This is a genomic window from Jatrophihabitans cynanchi (assembly GCF_027247405.1).
Taxonomy (GTDB): Bacteria; Actinomycetota; Actinomycetes; order Mycobacteriales; family Jatrophihabitantaceae; genus Jatrophihabitans_B; species Jatrophihabitans_B cynanchi.
Window position 1 is genome coordinate 2223762 of record NZ_CP097463.1, and the last position, 15915, is coordinate 2239676.

The window sequence follows — 15915 nt, forward strand, 5'->3', positions numbered from 1 at the left end:
TCGGTAACGTGCGGGCCACTCGCTCGTTGCACTGTGCGTGCCCACGCGGATCCGCAGCATGCTCGCCGTCGCGCTGCTGCTCGCGGCCGTGCTCGCGCTCGAAACGCTCGGGCTGAACAGCGGGACGACCGGGACCGTGCTGGTCGCGATCCTCGCCGCGATCGCTGTGACCGTCGTCGCCCTGCGCATCGATCTGGCGCGCGCGGGGCTGGCCGCCGCGGTGGCGGCGGCGTTCACGCTGACCTGGAACGGCTGGTATGTCGGCCCGCTGCGGCCGGGCGACGTCCTGGTGCTGCTCTCGCTGCTGTGTCTGCTGCTCGCGAACCCGAACGGTGCGTTCCGCACGCCGCCATGGTGGGTCAAGCAGCTGGCGGTGCTGGTGCTGGTCGTCGCCGCGGTGAACATCTACTTCCCGCCCGATCCGCTGTATCTCGCCAACCGCGTCGTCCTGAACGCGACCGGGCAGATCTCGCAGTCCACCAAGGGTTCGCTGGTGTCGGCGAACCTCGGTGTCGCGTTCAAGTTCGTCGTGGCCGTCGCCGCGCTGCCGATGGCGTTCGTCGGCGCGGCGCGGGTCGACCGGCGCGCCGTGCGCTGGCTGGCCGTCTCCTTCGGCGCCGGCGCCGGCCTGTCCGGCCTGGTCGCGACGGCCGACCACTTCGGCACCGACCTGGGCCGGCTCGTCACCCACGTCCCGAACGTCGCCTCGCGGCAGCTCGGCTTCTCCGACCACCCCAACTTCCTCGCGGCGGGCGCCACCCTCGGCGCCGCGTTCGCGTTCTGGATGCTGCTCTCCGACGTCCGTTGGGAACGGCTGCTCGGCGTCGCGTCGCTGCTCGGCTGCGTAGGTGGCGTGTACGCATCCGGTTCCCGTGGCGGCGCGGTCTGTGTCGTCGCGGTGCTCGCGCTGAGTGTGGTCATCCAGAAGCGCACCCGCGGGCACACCCCGACGATCGCGCTCGCCGGCCTGTTCGCCGCAGGTGTCGTGGTGGCGTTCGTACCGTCGCTCGGCGCCACGATCCTGCGGGTCACCCGGCTCGCGGGCGGGGTCGCGACCGAGGGCAGCGACTCGGTACGCGCGATCGTCGGCGCGCAGGGCGTGCGCGACTTCTACCACTCCCCGATCCACGGCATCGGCCTGCAGGTCTCCTTCGACGCCTCGCAGGTCTACCTGCAGGAGCTCGCGTCCGGCGGCCTGATCCTGTTCACCGCGATGTCGCTGTACATGCTCGGTGCGATCCTCACCGCTGCGCGGCGGATGCACACCTCGCCACTGGCGGGGGCCCTGCTGGCCGCCTTGTTGATCACCCTCGCCCTGAACGTTTTCGAGGCCGATCTCACCGACCGGTTCTACTACGTGCCCGCGGCGATCCTGATCGCCCTGGTCCAGGTCGGTGACCAGAACCGCGCCGACGGCGGCCCGGCCGACCCAGCCACTACGACCGGCGAGCTGTTGCCGGCGAGGAGCAGCCGATGAACCCCGTTTCCGGCCTGAGGTTCGCGGGCTACCAGGCACGCCGCGTTGCGCAGACCTGCCGTACCTTCAGCAACTGGCCGGTGCTGCTGCGCGAACTGGCCGGCGAGAAGATCGGCCGCGGCTCGGGCGAGCTGGAGTTCTGCACCCGCGGCGGGGCCCGGCTGTGCTGCCCCAACGTCCCCGGCGCACGGTTGCCGATGTACGAGCAGTTCGCCGACGACTGCTACGACCTGGCCTGGGTGCTCGGCCGTGACACCGGCCCGCTGCAGGTGCTGGACGTCGGCGCGCACGTCGGCGCGTTCGCCACCAACCTCGCGCTCGCCCGCCACGACCTCCGCGTCGAGTGCTACGAGCCGTCGCCGGACACCGCGCGCTACCTACGGCGCAACGTCGAACGCAACGCCCTGAGCGATCGGGTGCGGGTGCACGAGCTGGCGATGGCGGCCGAGGTCGGGACGGCGCTGCTGGACGACAACAGTGGCGGCAGCGTGCACAACGGCCTTGTGCAGCAAGACCATCGCCTGGTGGACGGCGCCGACGCGCCCGGCAGGCGCGGCACGATCGAGGTCAAGACGAGCACCTTCGAGCAGGCCCTCGCCGAGGCGCCGGCCCCGTTCGACGTCGTCAAGATGGACTGCGAAGGCGGCGAGTACGACCTGGTCTACGCCAGCTCGCCGGCGAGCTGGGCACCGGTGCGCCGCGTCGTCATGGAGTACCACCCGGTGGCCGGTCAGTCGTGGGCGGAGCTGCGCGCCTGGTTCGCCGCCGTCGGGCTGCGCATGGTGCGGCACAGCTCAAACCGACCGGGCCTGGGCACCGCCTGGCTGACGAGGTGAGGACACCGATGAACCCGCTGATCCGATCACGCCTCCACCGGCTCAGGCGGCTGGCGCAGACCCCGCGGGCGTTCGTCAACTGGGCGCAGTTGCTCACCGGCATGGCGCTGCGCACAGCGGGGTACGGGCCGGACACACTGCGGTTCCGGACGCGTACCGGCCTGGTGATCGATACGCCGAACCGTCCCGGCGCACGCGTCCCGGTGTACGAGATCTTCGCCGAGGACTGCTACCGGTTCGCCTGGTTCCTCGGGCCGCTGCTGATGCGGCCGATCCAGGTGATCGACATCGGCGGGCACGTCGGGACCTTCTCCTGCCGGCTCAGCCAGCTGCACGCCGGAGCGCGGGTGCAGGCCTTCGAGCCGTCCGCGACGACCGCGGCGTTCCTGCGCGGCAACGTCCTGCGCAACGGCTTCGGCGACCGGGTGAGCGTGCACGAGGTGGCGCTGGCCGCCACCACCGGGTTCGCGGTCTTCGACGACAACGGCGCCGGCAGCGGCCTGAACGGGCTGGCCGCCGCGGGCCACGCGGCCGGCACCGCGACCAAGGTCGAGACCGTCGCGTTCGACGACATCGTCGCCACCACGCCCGCGCCGGTGGACCTGGTCAAGATCGACTGCGAGGGCGGCGAGTACGACCTGGTGCTCGGTTCGTCCCCGGCGAGCTGGGCGAGCGTGCAGCGGGTCGTCATCGAGTGGCACCCGGTAGCCGGGCACGAGTGGGCCGAGCTGCGTGACTGGTTCGCCGCGGTCGGCCTGCACGTGCAGGACGAGGACGCGTTCGGCCGGCACGGGTGCGTCTGGCTCTCCCGCGAGCCGCTGCCGCCGTTCGTGCACTGAGCCCGTGGTCCGACTGCCGCCGCGGCTGCGCCCGCTGTTCCCGTACCTCAAGCCGGCATACGTCACGACCACGCGGCTGGTGGCACCGGTCGGGGTCCGGCTCAGCCGGCGCCGTGGCGGTTGGCTGCCGGTCGGAGTCGCGCCCACCCTGGAGCGGGCGGCGGCTGATTCCGGTGGCCGCTGCGTTACCGCGCGGCCCGCGGAGCGGATCGAACGTCCGGCGATGCGCGGCTACCCGGCCGGAACCGCCCTCGCCGACAGGCGCGACGGCGAGCGCGTCGAGCGGGTCGCCGTCGCCGAACTGCCGCGCGGCCGCGTGCTCGGGCCGCACCGCGCGGTGATCACCGGCACCGGCGAGCTGGTACAGGACGTGAGCTGGTACTTCGGGACGCGGCGGCCCCGCGAGCATCCGCTGTTCCTGAACCCGTTCCCCGCGGCACCGCTGCAGCTCGACGGTCGCGTCGGCGTGCTGGCGGCACGCGGCGACGGCAACTACTACCACTTCCTGATGGACGTGCTCACCCGGCTCGGCGTCCTGGAACAGGCGCCTGATGTCGCGCCGCCACAACGGTGGTACGTGCCGCAACGACTCCGTTTCCAGCGCGAACTGCTCGACCTGTTCGCCATCGACGTGGCCCAGCGGATCGATGCCGACCTGCACCCGCACGTCCGCGCCGAGACCCTCGTCGTCGCCGGACCACCCGCGATGGTCGAGAAGAACCCGCCGTGGGCAGTGCGGTTCCTGCGCTCACGGCTGCTTCCTGCGGTCGCACCGGCCGGTGGCGCGCGCCGACTGTACGTGACACGCGGGTCGGCAGCGAACAACCGCGCGGTCGTGAACGAACCAGACGTGCTGGCGCTGCTGCGCGATCGCGGCTTCGAGAGCATCGACCCCGGCGCGCTGTCGGTGCGCGAGCAGATCGGCGCGTTCGGCTGTGCCGACCTCGTCGTGTCCCCACACGGGGCGGCGCTGACGAACCTGGTGTTCGTGCCGCCGGGCGCAGGCGTCGTCGAGCTGTTTCCCGCCGGCTGCGTGCTCCCGGACTTCTGGCGGCTCGCCTGCGGCGTCCCTGGCCTGCGCTACCGCTACCTCTCGGCACCCGGCGGCCCGCGGCGGCCGACCCGCGCCGGCACGATCGTGCGCGACATCCGGGTGGATCTCGACGCGCTCACCGCGATGTTGGACGAGCTGGCCTGACGCGCTTCAGGCGTGCGGCGGTGCGGGCATTCGCAGGTGCGGCTGGGTGTCGGCCCACTCGGCGATCTCACGGGCCAGCTGCGTGCCTATCTCGCGATGCAGCTGTGGCGAGTAGTGGAAGCCGTCCGGGGTGGCCGCGTCGACATCGCCGTCGGCGTACTTGGTCACCAGCTCGCTGGTGCGGAACAGCCGCACGTTCGGCAGGTCTACGCGCGCGACCATCTCGGCGATCGCGTCGTTCATCACGGCGATCCGCTCGGTCATGCCGGGGAACCAGCTGCGATACCTCGTGGCCGGCGGCAGCAGCTCGAACACGAACACCAGCGGGCTGCCCACCTTCTGCAGCTGGCTGATCAACGCCTGCAGATCCGCGGCGACGTTGCGTGGTCGCGAGCGGCGAAGCGTCGGGTCCAGCACCGTATCCAGCTTGGCCTGCAGTTTGGCGAGCGCCATCCACACCGGGCGAAGCACGTGCTTGCGGTACAGGTTGGTGATGCGCCGCGGTCGGGTACGCAGGCTGTTCGCGTGCCGTTCCAGCCAGCGCGGCAGGAACAGGTGGATCGTCTCGTAGTGCCCGTACACCAGCACGACGACGTCCGGCGAGTAGCCGAGCACCTCCTTCTCCCAGCGCAGCAACGTGGTGCTGGTGCGCTCGGACGCGACCGAGATCGTCTCGACCCGTACCGGCCGGCCGGACGCGAGCAGCTCGGCCTCGATCGCGCGCGGGAACGCGAAGTCGGTGCGCGGGCCGCCCATGCCCGAGAGCCAGTTCACGGTGGACGCGCCCTTGACCAGCACGCGGATGGGCATCGGAAGCGGGGCGGACATGTCGCTCGCGGACTCCTACGGGTTCACGGCACCGTGCCGGGCACGGCGCCGAACTGACAACGGCGGAACCGGTTACTAGTGTCTGCGAAATGTCGTCATCTGGCATCTCGGGGGAACTGAGCCTGCGCGAGCTGGTGTTCTCCGACCTCGCGCGGCACCGCGCCGACGCCCGGCCGAGTTGGCTCAAGGTGTTCGCCCGCTGCCTGACGGTGCCGGGCATGATCGCCTCGCTCGTCCTGCGCAGCCAGCAGGTGCTGCACCGCTCGGGTCACGTGCGCCTGGCCGCGATGCTGCGCACGGTCGCGGTGGTCCTGGTGAGCGCGGACTTCGGGCCGGGCATGCAGATCGGCACCGGCCTGCTGCTGGCACACCCGGTCGGCGTCAACATCGGCTACGGCGTGCGGATCGGCAACAACGTCACCTTCGCCGGAGGCGTCACCGCGGCGGCGCGCTATTACGACAACCGCGGCCCGCAGGAGTTCGCCACGATCTGCGACGGCGCCACGATCGGCGCCCACGCCGTGCTCGTCGGCGGTGTGCGGATCGGCGAGAACGCCGTTGTCGGCGCGAACTCGGTGGTGCTCAAGGACGTGCCGGACAACGCGGTGGTGCTGGGCAGTCCGGCGCGCCAGATCGGCGTCAACGCGCCGGTGCCCTCACCCGCGTGACGGGTCGTGCCGGGCGATGAAGCCGGCGACGTCCGGGCTGTCGATCTCGTGCCGCAGCTCGGCCACCTTCTCGGCCGGCCAGTCCCACCAGCTGATCCGCAGCAGCGCGGCTCGGGTCGGCTCGTCGAAGCGGTACTTGACCAGCCGCGCCGGGTTCCCCGCGACGATCGAGTACGGCTCGACGTCCTTGGTGACGACGGCGCGCGAGGCGACGATCGCGCCGTCCCCGATGGTGACCCCGGACATGATCAGCGCCTCGTATCCGACGACCACGTCGTTGCCGATCACCACCGGGCCGCGGCTGTGGATCGAGCCGTCCGGGACCACCCACGATCCGGCCTCGCGGTGGATGTGCACCGCGCTGACGTAGTCCGAGCGGTGCAGCCCGCCGTGCAGGATCGTCGCGGTGTGATTGAGCACGCTGTACTTACCGATGCGCACCGGTTCGCCGTCGGCCGCGTTGTACTGCACCAGCCGCAGATCCGCGCTGGACGTGTCGTCGACGACCACGCGCCGCCGCGGGTCGCCGGAGAAGTTCGCCTCGGCGCCGTAGATCCACAGCTGCACCCGACGCTTGGCGATCATGTTCAGGCGCGACGCGACGCCGGGCCGCTCCGGTTGCAGGCTGTGCCGGTTGGTCACGGCTCGCAGGCTAGCGCGCGTGGACGCCCTGCGCTCGACGAGCGCAACCACCCGAACCGGGTTAGCCTGACGCCACCAGCGACGAGCGGGAGATCAGGCGAATGGGCGTTTCGGCGGACAAGTGCACGGCCGACGTGCAGGGCGTGCTCACCACGTTTCTCGCCCGCATCGACAAGCCGGCCGGGTTCGGTCTGGACACGTCGCTGTACGCGGGCGGCCTCGGACTGGACTCGCTGGAGACGGCCGAGCTGTCCGCGCTGCTCGAGGACGAACTCGGCACCGACCCGTTCAGCTCGGGCGTCATGCCGCAGACCGTCGGCGAGCTGAGCGCGTTCTACGGCCGCGGCGCAGGCGCCCGCTGATCGAGTTGCTGCGTTGATCGAACTGTTGCGGCGGGCGGCCGCGCAGGATGCCGACCGGCCCGCCATCGTCCTGGACGAGTACACCCGCAGCTACGGCGAACTCGTCCATGCGGCAGAGTCCGTAGCGGCCGCGCTGACCGACCGCGGGATCCGCCGGTTCGCAAGCGTCGAGCACGACGCGGCGACCGCCGCCGCACTGCTCGCCGGTGCCTCGCTCGCCGGCGCCGAGGCCTGCCAGTACCCGCCGATCCCGGCCGACGCGGACACCGCCGCCGACGAGATCATCGCGCGCGCACAGCGGTTCGACCATGAGGTTGTCGTGGCTGCGCGCGCGCTCGAGCTGCCCGGCCTGACCAGCCTCGCGGCGAGCGAGCTGACCGGAACCGAAGCGACCCGGCCGGCCCCACCGGAGCACCGGCCACACCTGGTGCTCACCACCGGCACCACCGGTACCCCTCGTGGCGTGCTGCACGACTGGAACCGGCTGCTGCGCGCGACGCAGCGCATCGCGCCCGGCGCGGGCCAGCGCTGGCTGCTCGCCTACGGACTGCACCAGTTCGCCGGGCTGCAACTGCTGCTGCACGTGTTCGCGGCCGGCGCCACGCTCATCGCCCCGGCGCCACGCCGCCCGCGCGAGGGGCTGGCCGCGATGCGCGCGCACGGTGTCACGCACGCGAGCGCGACGCCCACGTACTGGCGCTTCCTGCTCGCGGAACTGCACGCGGACGGCGGCCCGGTTCCCGCGCTCACCCAGCTCACCCTCGGCGGCGAGCCGATTCCCGGCCCACTGCTGGACGAACTGGCCGGCACATTCCCGTCCGCGCACATCTCGCAGGTCTACGCGGCGAGCGAGTTCGGCTCCACCGGGTCGGTCCGCGACGGCCGCAACGGGCTCACCCTCGAGGTGCTGCAGCGTGGCGAGGACGCCGACGTCGCGATGAAGATCGTCGATGGCGAGCTGTGGGTGCGATCGCGGGTGGGCATGCTCGGCTACTACGGCCAACCCGCGGTGGACGCGGACGGCTGGCGCGCCACGGGCGATCTCGTCGAGATCGTGGACGGGCGCATCCAGTTCCGCGGCCGCTCGTCCGAGATCATCAACGTGGGCGGGGTGAAGGTGCATCCGCTGCCGATCGAGGAGTTGGTCGCAACGGTGCCCGGCGTGGCCCTCGCGCGCGCCTTCGGCCGCCCGAACCCGCTCACCGGCTCGATCGTCGCGCTGGAAGTGGTAGCCACGACGGGTGCCGAGCAAGGGGTGGTCGAGGCCGCGATCCGCGGCGCCTGCGCCGAGTTGCCCGCGGCGGCCCGGCCGCGCAGCATCCGGTTCGTCGACGCCATCGCCACGGCCGGCGACAAGATCGCCCGGGCGTCGGCATGAGCGCGCGGGTGGTGATCGTGACAGGCGGCAGCCGCGGTCTCGGCGCCGGCATCGTCGCGTCCTACCTGCGCTCCGGCGACAAGGTTGCCACCTGTGCCCGCGCCGCCACCCAACAGGTCGACTCGTGGATCACCGAAAGCGGCGAACGGTTCCTGTTCCAGCCGGCCGACCTGTCCCGCGCGGACGACGCCAAGGCCTTCGTCGACGCGGTGATCGCCCGATGGGGGCGGGTCGACGTGCTGGTGAACAACGCGGGCGTCGCGCGGGACGGGGTGCTCGGGCTGGCCAGCGACGAGGATATCGACGTGGTCATCGACCTGAACCTCAAGGGCACGATCTACATGACGCGGTTGGTCAGCAGGCGCATGCTCGCGAACCGCAGCGGCAGCATCGTCAACATCTCCTCGATCGTCGGCCGCTCCGGCTATCGCGGTCTCGCCGTGTACAGCGCCACCAAGGCCGCGCTCGACGGCTTCACCAGGGCGATGGCGCGCGAGCTCGGATCGCGCGGCATCACCGTGAACTCGGTCGCACCCGGCTACCTGCGCACCGAGTTGAGTCACGGGCTGGACGAGCAGCAGTTGGAGCAGATCGTGCGGCGCACCCCGGCCGGACGCCTCGGTGAGCCCGAGGACATCGCGCGCACAGTGCAGTTCCTCACCGACCCGGCGAACAGCTATCTGACCGGCCAGGTTCTGGTCGTCGACGGCGGGCTCACCGGCTGAGCGTTCGCGTGGCGAGGTCCGCCGGGCTGGGAGAGGATTGCCCGGTGCCGATGACCGTGCTCGTCGAGCCGCACCCCAGTGGGCACCGCTTCCAGGCGGTCGCCAACGTCGCGCTGCTCGCGGCCCGCACGAGCGACGTGCTGCTGCTGACCTCGGTGGGCGCGACAGCGAGCGAGGAGTTCGCGGCGTACCTCTCCGACGTCCCGATCAAGGTCGAGGAGCGGTTCGCGGCCATCCTGCCGTCGACCCGCGAGCAGGCTCGCGCGATCGCGCAGGCGTGCCGCGCCGGCGACGTCGCGACCGTGGTGCTGATGGACGCCGACCAGGCGCTCAAGCGGTGGTGGTTCGTCGCCCCACGTGTATTGCGCCGGCTGCCCCGCCGGCCGCGGGTCGTGTTCATGCTGACCCGCTACCCCGCGCGCCTGTCGCTCACCGACCGCACCGGCTGGAAACTGCGGCTCAGCAAGGCGATCCTCGTGCTCGCCGCGATGGCGACCGGCAGCCTGCACCGCGTGGCCGGGTTCGCCGGCCGCGACGATCTGACGCGGGGCCGGCTGGTGAAGCGGGCGCGCGATCCCGCCGTCTGCCTTGCGCACTCGCGCGATCGCGCCCGGCTGCGCGCCGAACTCGGGCTGCCGGGGAACCGAAGCCTGGTCGGCATCTTCGGCGTGCTCACCGACCGCAAGCACGCACCGCTGGTGCTCGGGGCGATCGGCGCATCCGGTTGCGACGCCGACCTGCTGCTCGCCGGCCGGGTCAAGCCGGACGTTGCGGCGTGGCTGGACGCGTTGCCGGATGCCTTACGCAGCAGGGTGATCGTGCGCGACGGGTTCCTGGCCAACGCCACACTCGATGCACTGGTCGCATCGGTCGACGTGGTGGCGATCGCGATGACCAACAACGGCCCGAGCGGCATCATGGGCAAGGCACTCGCCGCCGGCGTCCCGGTGGTGTCGGCCGGCTCGACGGTGCGCGCCCGGGAACTGGCGGCAACCGGCAACGGCGAGGCTGCCGAGTTGACCGCCGCCGGCCTGGGCGCGGCACTGGGCCGAATCCTCTGCCGCGGCGGGGCGCCGGTACGTCCGCCGCGCGTCCCACCGGCGACCGGCGAGAGCTTCGCGGCAACCCTGCTCGGCCTGGACGGATCGTGAGCACCGCGGCGGGCAGCGGCGCCGGCGGGCTGAATGCGGTGGCCCGCAGCGCGCTCGCGCGGCTCGCCTCGTTCCTGCCGACCGCGGTCGCCACGCTGCTGACCAGCCGGCTGATCATCTCCCGGTTCGGCATCGACTCCTTCGACGCCTTCATCCTGATCCTGACCCTGATCAGCCTGGTGCCGTTGAACAATCTCGGGGTGGGCGCCGCGGTGACGTCGGCTTACGCGGCCGACGGGCCGGCGTCCGAGCGGTCGCGGCGGGTCACCCTGACCGCGGCGCGGGTGCTCACGCTGTCCACGCTGGGCACCGCCACCGCGGCGCTGCTGCTGAGCGCTGCCGGCGCCTGGCCGCGGCTGCTGGGCGCGTCGTCCGGACCGAACCTGTACTGCGGCATGGCGATGGCGATCTACGCGGTGAGCTTCCTGCCCGGCCTCGGCCAGAGCATGCTGCTCGGCGTGCACCGCAACCACGTCACGGTGCTGGTGCAGACCTTCTTCACGCCGACGATCCTGGTCGGCACCGGCGCGATCGTGCTGCTCGGCGTGGGCGGTGACGCGGCCATGCTCGTGCCACCCGCGGCGCTGGTCGTGAACAACACGGTGACCTTCGTGCTGGCCGCGCGCACGACCGGCCTGTCGTGGACGTGGCTGCTGCGCTCGCTACCGCTGCGCTCACGCGAGCCGGGAGCCTCGATCAGGGCGATGTCCGGGCCGGTGCTGGTGATCACGCTGGCCACGCCGATCGCGCTGCAGAGCGACCGGATCGTGCTCAGTCACGTGGCGAGCAAGCAGGCCGTCGCCAACTACTCGGTGCTGTTCCAGATCATCGCGCCGGCGATCGCGCTGATCGCGGCGTCGGCCCAACCGCTGTGGCCGGTGTTCGCCGAGGCACGGGCACAGGGCCGCGCCGGACCTTCGCTGACGCGGTTGACGGTGCTGTTCTGCGGCGCCGGCACGCTGCTCGGGGCGGTGCTCGCTGCGATCGCGAACCCGGTAGCCGAACTCATCGGCGGCGACGCGATCTCACTCGGCGTGCTGCTGCCGGTCAGTGGCGGCCTGGCGATCGTCACCGCCGCCGCGTCGTACCCGGTGGCGATGAGCCTGATGGACCCGGACCGGGTGCGGTTCGGCGCGTTCCTCACGGTGCTGGCGCTGCCGCTGAACATCGGCCTGTCGATCTGGCTGGCCGGGCTCGTCGGCGCGTCGGGCCCGCTGCTCGCCACGGTGGCGGTCGGCATCGGGGTGCAGGCCGTGCCGGGCCTGATCTACAGCCACACCTGGCGCGCGCCCGGCCGACACCGTCCGGCCACTGTGCCCGATCCGCAGCTGCTCGCTTCAGCGCGCGCGGTCAGCTGCTGACAGGTAGCGTGCACGGGGTGAATCCTGCCGTTCGCGCCGTGGCACGCGGCGCGGTGCGCACCGCCAACACCCCGATCGCGAAAGCCCGAACGGCCCGCGCGCTGGCCGCCGCACCGCGGCCGCTGAAGCTGGAGATCGGCGGACTGACACCCCGCCCCGGCTGGTTCGTGACCAACGTCAGCGCTCTGGCGCGCAACTACCTGGACGCGACCAGGCGCTGGCCGCTCGAGGACGGCTCACTCGAGTTCGTGTACGCCGACAACGTGATCGAGCACATCACGCTGCCCGCCGCGCGCGTGATGCTCGCCGAGGCGTACCGGTGTCTCGAACCGGGCGGCGTCATCCGTCTGGTCACGCCGGACATCCGCGCCCACGTCGAGCTGTACCTGGCCGGCGCCGGCTCGTTGGACACGCCGGCCGCCGCGCACTATCGCGACATGGGGCTGACCGTCGAGCACCCGATCGACCTGGTGCGCATCCCGATCGGCTCGTTCGGCCACCACGCCGGCTACGTCTACGACCTGGACACGCTGGACCAGGAGTTCAAGCGGGCCGGCTTCCACTCGACGCTCCGCTGCCGGCCGGGTGCGAGCGAGCACCCGGCGCTCATCGGCCTGGACCAGCGCGGCCACGAGGGCGGCGCCCAACTCGCGGTGGAAGCAACCCGCTGACGGGACCGCAGGAACAGCCGCACGGTGTGGTGCAAACCGGGATTCACGCGAGCCGGCACCGAGGCCCGTGCCGCCAGCTGTGAGCGCCGTGCATCCGATCATTCGTCCCGGTGTCGCCGTGGCTCCAGCGGCGCGCGTCCCCCACCGGCCGACGCCGTCTCGCGCTTCCCCCGGCCGACGCCGTCACACGCGCTTCCCCCACCGGCCGACGCCGTCTCGCGCGCTTCCCCCAGCCTCCGCCGGCGGCGCGCTTCCCCCACCGGCTGACGAAGTCGCGCGCGCTTCCCCCATCCAGCGGCGAGATTTCGGCTCGCGATCTCGTCGCTGGGTGGGGGAAGCGGATCAGAGTTCGTCGCTGGGTGGGGGGAAGCGGATCAGAGTTCGTCGCTGGGTGGGGGAAGCGGATCAGAGTTCGTAACTGGGTGGGGGGAGCGACACGGATCAGAGTTCGTCGCTGGGTGGGGGGAGCGGATCAGACCCGGCCAGGTCGGCTGCGGGCGCTAGGTGTGATCACCAGGGTCGACGCGGCGCAGCCAGAGCGAGGACGCCGGGTTCTTCTCCCGAGGCAGCGGCAGGTAGTCGTCGAACCGCTCGATCAGGAACCGCTCGTCGCCGTGGCGGATCAGCGGGGTGGACAGCATGATCTCGAACGCGGGATTGAACGCGAGGAACGCCTGCACCAGCATCGCCTCGTTCCAGTACACCGGCCAGCGCTCGCCGAAGAGCCAGGTGTCCGCCGGGTACGGGGTGTTGTACGGGAACGGAACGTCGTGGATGTGCACGAGCACACCGGGCGCGAGCCGGGGCAGTACCTCCAGGAACAGGTACGCCACGTCGCTGTCGATCTTCAGCGCGTGCGACGAGTCGATGAACAGCACGTCGCCGTCCTGCAGCCGTTCGAACCGTGCCAGCGGCACGTCCTGCACGAAGGCCTGCACCAGCTCGACGTCCGGCAAGGTGCGCAGCGCGGGGAACGGGTATGGCTCGATGCAGGTGATCTGCAGCGGCGCACCGTCGGCGACGTTGCGCGCGCCCGCGAGAGTCGCGTAGTACGTCGACAGCCCGGACCCGACCTCCAGGTAGCGGGCCGGCCGATGCTCGCGCAGCAGGTAGTACAGCGTTCGCGCGTCGCCCTTCGGGTAGCCGGGCCCGAAACCTGCACGCTGGTTGGCCGCGTAGTCGCCGGTCGCGGCCCGGAACTCCTCCTCCCAACGGTCGGCGAGTTCGCCCAGCAGCTTGGTCATGCCCGGCACGTCGACGTCCAGCCCGGCGAGCGGGCTGGGCCGGTCCCAGCGTGACCGGGTCGCCTCGATCTCGCGCAGCACCGGCAGCGTCGAGTAGTAGTCGGCCTTCTTGACGACGTTGAGGCCGAACAGCGCGAAGAACCCTTGCACAGCGCGGATCCCGCGCCGCCGCAGCCCGAACGCCATATGGTCCAGGAGCTGCACCATCGGAGCGGGAAGCACGCGCCGCAACCGCTGCTTGAAGCCCACTGCGGCGTGTTCACCGGACACGGTCGGCTCCTTCGCTGCGGACGGGAGTCAGCGCGAACACGCTCGAGTGCGCCGAGCTGCCCGCCGAACGGCGCAGCATCAGCGCACGGAAGGCCGCGAACGCGCCGGGAATGTGCAGGATCGCCGCCTTCACCGCGTCGCGCAGCCCGGACCGGCCCTTGGAACGCAGCGACTCGCGGCTGTACAGCAGGTCCGGGAACCAGGCGCGCTCGTGGTGGGCGACCGTGAAGCCGAGCCGCTCGGCGTAGCACGTGATGGTGCGATCACCCAGGAAATGCAGGTGATCGCCAAGGTTCCAGTTCGGCATGTCCGCCTTGTCGACGGTGCCGCTCAGCTCGCCGGTGGCCATGATCAGCACACCGTCCGGCTTGAGGATGCGGCGCAGCTCGCGCAGCGTGGCGGCCGGGCTGACCAGGTGCGAGAACACGTTGATCAGGCTGATCACGTCGAACGTCCGGTCCGGGTAGCCGAGCTCCTCGACCGGCCGGCCGTGGATGTCCAGCCCGGTGACCTGCGCGGCCGCGGCGCGCCGGTCGGCGTTCAGCTCGATGCCCGCGCCGGTGTAGCCCGCCTCCTGCGCGAGGGTCAGCAGTAGCCCGGCACCGCAGCCGATGTCCAGCCAGGTGCCGCTGCGCACGAACGCGCCGGCCAGCTCGACGTACCCACGGAACCGGTCGGCGAGCACCTGCTCGGCGGCCAACTGCTTGCCCGCGTCGAGCACCTTGTGCGTTCCTGCGTAGTGGCCGGCCTCCAGTTCGGTCATCCGCCCGGCCGGGACGTCCGCGATCGAGAGCAGGTCGCACACCGCGCACTGGCCCAGCGCGATGCCGTTCTCGCGGAACAGTTCGGTGCGCTCGGTCGATCCGCAGCAGTCGCACGGCACCGCGGTGTGCGTGCCGAGCCGGGTACGCGACGCGCTCATGCCGGTTCGCGGCGCAGGAACACGCCGTCCAGTTGCAGCAGCCGACGGGTGCCCGGCTCGGTGAACCCCGGTTCGAGGAACCACAGCTCGAACCCCCGCCCGGTGAGTGCCTCGAGGAGTTCCGGCATCAGCACCTGCCCCTCGTACAGCGCCACCAGTGACATCTCGGTGCGGATCGCGGCGAACCGATCCAGCGTCTTGGCCGCGCCGGCGAAGACCGCCTGCTCGTAACCCTGGACGTCGACCTTCAGCAGCGTGCGGTCCGGATCCAGCCGCTGCGCAACGACCAGGTCGTCGACCGTCGTGGCCGTGACGTGCTCCGTCGCGATGTAGCGGGTCTGCGGCGCGGCGGCCACGCTGCGCTCGAGGATCGGCAACGCCGACGAGGACACCGAGTTCTGCGAGACGTTCATCGTCAGCGTCCCGGGCGCGTCCGAGACCGCGGCGCGCTCAACCGTCCACCGCCGGTCGCGGCCGGCCGTGCGCTGCAGCCCGGCGAACGCCGACGCCAGCGGCTCGACCGAGTGGATCCGGTCGCGGTACCCGGCCCGGCGCAGCTGCCTGCCGAACTGACCGGTGTTGGCGCCGATGTCGAGCACGGTGTCGACGCCGCGGCCGGAAAGCGCGTGCAGGAAGCGGTACCTGAAGCGCTCGCGGGTGACGTCGACCCCGAACCGGTTCGCCAGTAGCACGGCCTGCTCCACGGCGCGCCCGGCAAGGCCGCGACTGTTCGCCATCAGCCGACACACACCTGGCGGCCGTACGCGCCGCTCGTGCTCTTGCGGCTGAGCACCTTTCCGTCGAGCGTGATGCTGCAGGTGATCGGCGTCCCGTCGGCGCCGGCCTGGACGAACACGAGCGCGTAGTAGGGGCTGCCGGTCACGGTGGTGTGCACGGCCCACTGCCGGCCCACGTGCTTGACGTCGCCGGACGGGTGGTCCGGGCTGGTCGGTGCGAGATAGCCGACCCGTCCGATCGCGTGCCTCGACGACGCGGCGAGCACGATCCGGTGCTCGGCGGGCGTGGCGAAGGCGAACCCGGGCGCTGCGGGAGGTGTGATCGTGTACGGCGGCAGGCTGAGAGCGTTCGGGTCGAAGGCGTTGGCCCGTGCCGCGCCGGCAGCCGCGGACGGCGACGGCGACGGCGACGGGGTGGCCGGCGCGGCGCTGCCGGTGGGACCGGCAGCCTCGTCATGCGACGGCCCGGCCTGCTGGTAGGCGCGCACGAACAGCCCGACACAGGTGAGCACTGCGAGCACGGCCGCCACCGCGCTCACGCGCTTGACGTTCCGTCGCGGCCTGCCCATACCGGATCAACGAGCCGGGCAGCGCGGCGTAACGCCG

At 71.7% G+C, this 15915-nt stretch carries 17 protein-coding genes; 11 read left to right on the forward strand and 6 right to left on the reverse strand.

Annotated features, from left to right (window positions below; genetic code table 11):
• The first annotated feature begins 58 nt into the window (after positions 1–58).
• Genes M6B22_RS10760 through M6B22_RS10775 form a run of 4 tightly spaced genes read left to right on the forward strand, consistent with a single transcriptional unit; the run spans position 59 to position 4350 of the window.
• Entirely contained in the window at positions 59–1477 is a 1419-nt protein-coding gene (locus M6B22_RS10760; protein ID WP_269445764.1) for an O-antigen ligase family protein, read from the forward strand.
• A complete protein-coding gene (locus tag M6B22_RS10765; RefSeq protein WP_269445765.1) occupies positions 1474–2313 on the forward strand; it encodes an FkbM family methyltransferase in 840 nt (279 codons plus the stop codon). The genes M6B22_RS10760 and M6B22_RS10765 overlap by 4 nt, the downstream gene beginning before the upstream one ends.
• A gap of 8 nt (positions 2314–2321) precedes the next feature.
• Complete coding sequence (locus M6B22_RS10770; protein WP_269445766.1) at positions 2322–3152, forward strand: FkbM family methyltransferase; 831 nt, start codon at positions 2322–2324, stop codon at positions 3150–3152.
• 4 nt (positions 3153–3156) lie between these two features.
• A complete protein-coding gene (locus M6B22_RS10775; protein WP_269445767.1) occupies positions 3157–4350 on the forward strand; it encodes a glycosyltransferase family 61 protein in 1194 nt (397 codons plus the stop codon).
• A gap of 6 nt (positions 4351–4356) precedes the next feature.
• Here the strand turns inward: M6B22_RS10775 and M6B22_RS10780 are convergent, their stop codons facing one another.
• The gene (locus M6B22_RS10780) at positions 4357–5178 is read right to left on the reverse strand and encodes an SGNH/GDSL hydrolase family protein (protein ID WP_269445769.1); all 822 of its coding nucleotides are present in this window, start codon (positions 5176–5178) and stop codon (positions 4357–4359) included.
• A gap of 89 nt (positions 5179–5267) precedes the next feature.
• Between M6B22_RS10780 and M6B22_RS10785 the strand changes: the two genes are divergently transcribed.
• The gene (locus tag M6B22_RS10785) at positions 5268–5846 is read left to right on the forward strand and encodes a serine O-acetyltransferase (protein ID WP_269445770.1); all 579 of its coding nucleotides are present in this window, start codon (positions 5268–5270) and stop codon (positions 5844–5846) included.
• On the opposite strand, the gene M6B22_RS10790 is transcribed toward M6B22_RS10785, so the two are convergent.
• Positions 5835–6488 (reverse strand): CatB-related O-acetyltransferase, encoded by a 654-nt coding sequence (locus M6B22_RS10790; protein WP_269445771.1) that lies wholly within the window; start codon positions 6486–6488, stop codon positions 5835–5837. The genes M6B22_RS10785 and M6B22_RS10790 overlap by 12 nt on opposite strands.
• A 101-nt stretch (positions 6489–6589) precedes the next feature.
• On the opposite strand from M6B22_RS10790, the gene M6B22_RS10795 reads away from it, so the two are divergent.
• From M6B22_RS10795 to M6B22_RS10820, 6 genes are read left to right on the forward strand one after another with little or no spacing between them, the layout of a single operon-like run.
• Positions 6590–6850, forward strand: coding sequence for an acyl carrier protein (locus M6B22_RS10795; protein WP_269445772.1), 261 nt, complete (start codon positions 6590–6592; stop codon positions 6848–6850).
• Positions 6851–6863: 13 nt separating this feature from the next.
• Positions 6864–8228, forward strand: coding sequence for a class I adenylate-forming enzyme family protein (locus M6B22_RS10800; RefSeq protein WP_269445773.1), 1365 nt, complete (start codon positions 6864–6866; stop codon positions 8226–8228).
• Positions 8225–8953, forward strand: a complete 729-nt coding sequence (locus tag M6B22_RS10805; protein ID WP_269445774.1) for an SDR family NAD(P)-dependent oxidoreductase — start codon at positions 8225–8227, stop codon at positions 8951–8953. Before M6B22_RS10800 ends, M6B22_RS10805 begins: the two co-directional genes overlap by 4 nt.
• 44 nt (positions 8954–8997) lie before the next feature.
• Positions 8998–10104, forward strand: coding sequence for a glycosyltransferase family protein (locus M6B22_RS10810; RefSeq protein WP_269445775.1), 1107 nt, complete (start codon positions 8998–9000; stop codon positions 10102–10104).
• Positions 10101–11465, forward strand: a complete 1365-nt coding sequence (locus M6B22_RS10815) for a lipopolysaccharide biosynthesis protein (RefSeq protein ID WP_269445776.1) — start codon at positions 10101–10103, stop codon at positions 11463–11465. Before M6B22_RS10810 ends, M6B22_RS10815 begins: the two co-directional genes overlap by 4 nt.
• Positions 11466–11482: 17 nt before the next feature.
• The gene (locus M6B22_RS10820; RefSeq protein ID WP_269445777.1) at positions 11483–12136 is read left to right on the forward strand and encodes a class I SAM-dependent methyltransferase; all 654 of its coding nucleotides are present in this window, start codon (positions 11483–11485) and stop codon (positions 12134–12136) included.
• A 500-nt stretch (positions 12137–12636) separates the two neighbouring features.
• Here the strand turns inward: M6B22_RS10820 and M6B22_RS10825 are convergent, their stop codons facing one another.
• The 4 genes from M6B22_RS10825 to M6B22_RS10840 are packed head-to-tail and all read right to left on the reverse strand — an operon-like array spanning position 12637 to position 15848.
• Complete coding sequence (locus M6B22_RS10825) at positions 12637–13650, reverse strand: class I SAM-dependent methyltransferase (RefSeq protein ID WP_269445778.1); 1014 nt, start codon at positions 13648–13650, stop codon at positions 12637–12639.
• The gene (locus M6B22_RS10830) at positions 13640–14572 is read right to left on the reverse strand and encodes a class I SAM-dependent methyltransferase (protein ID WP_269445779.1); all 933 of its coding nucleotides are present in this window, start codon (positions 14570–14572) and stop codon (positions 13640–13642) included. Before M6B22_RS10830 ends, M6B22_RS10825 begins: the two co-directional genes overlap by 11 nt.
• The gene (locus M6B22_RS10835) at positions 14569–15309 is read right to left on the reverse strand and encodes an FkbM family methyltransferase (protein WP_269445780.1); all 741 of its coding nucleotides are present in this window, start codon (positions 15307–15309) and stop codon (positions 14569–14571) included. The genes M6B22_RS10830 and M6B22_RS10835 overlap by 4 nt, the downstream gene beginning before the upstream one ends.
• Positions 15309–15848 (reverse strand): hypothetical protein, encoded by a 540-nt coding sequence (locus tag M6B22_RS10840; RefSeq protein ID WP_269445781.1) that lies wholly within the window; start codon positions 15846–15848, stop codon positions 15309–15311. The genes M6B22_RS10835 and M6B22_RS10840 overlap by 1 nt, the downstream gene beginning before the upstream one ends.
• Positions 15849–15915 lie beyond the last annotated feature (67 nt).

What these genes read in the sequence shown, in the direction of transcription:
- M6B22_RS10835 (WP_269445780.1), bottom strand. Translation starts at nt 15,309, where the DNA reads ATGGCGAACAGTCGCGGCCTTGCCGGGCGCGCCGTGGAGCAGGCCGTG.
- M6B22_RS10805 (WP_269445774.1), top strand. Translation starts at nt 8,225, where the DNA reads ATGAGCGCGCGGGTGGTGATCGTGACAGGCGGCAGCCGCGGTCTCGGC.
- M6B22_RS10780 (WP_269445769.1), bottom strand. Translation starts at nt 5,178, where the DNA reads ATGTCCGCCCCGCTTCCGATGCCCATCCGCGTGCTGGTCAAGGGCGCG.
- M6B22_RS10795 (WP_269445772.1), top strand. Translation starts at nt 6,590, where the DNA reads ATGGGCGTTTCGGCGGACAAGTGCACGGCCGACGTGCAGGGCGTGCTC.
- M6B22_RS10830 (WP_269445779.1), bottom strand. Translation starts at nt 14,572, where the DNA reads ATGAGCGCGTCGCGTACCCGGCTCGGCACGCACACCGCGGTGCCGTGC.
- M6B22_RS10770 (WP_269445766.1), top strand. Translation starts at nt 2,322, where the DNA reads ATGAACCCGCTGATCCGATCACGCCTCCACCGGCTCAGGCGGCTGGCG.
- M6B22_RS10760 (WP_269445764.1), top strand. Translation starts at nt 59, where the DNA reads ATGCTCGCCGTCGCGCTGCTGCTCGCGGCCGTGCTCGCGCTCGAAACG.
- M6B22_RS10785 (WP_269445770.1), top strand. Translation starts at nt 5,268, where the DNA reads ATGTCGTCATCTGGCATCTCGGGGGAACTGAGCCTGCGCGAGCTGGTG.
- M6B22_RS10765 (WP_269445765.1), top strand. Translation starts at nt 1,474, where the DNA reads ATGAACCCCGTTTCCGGCCTGAGGTTCGCGGGCTACCAGGCACGCCGC.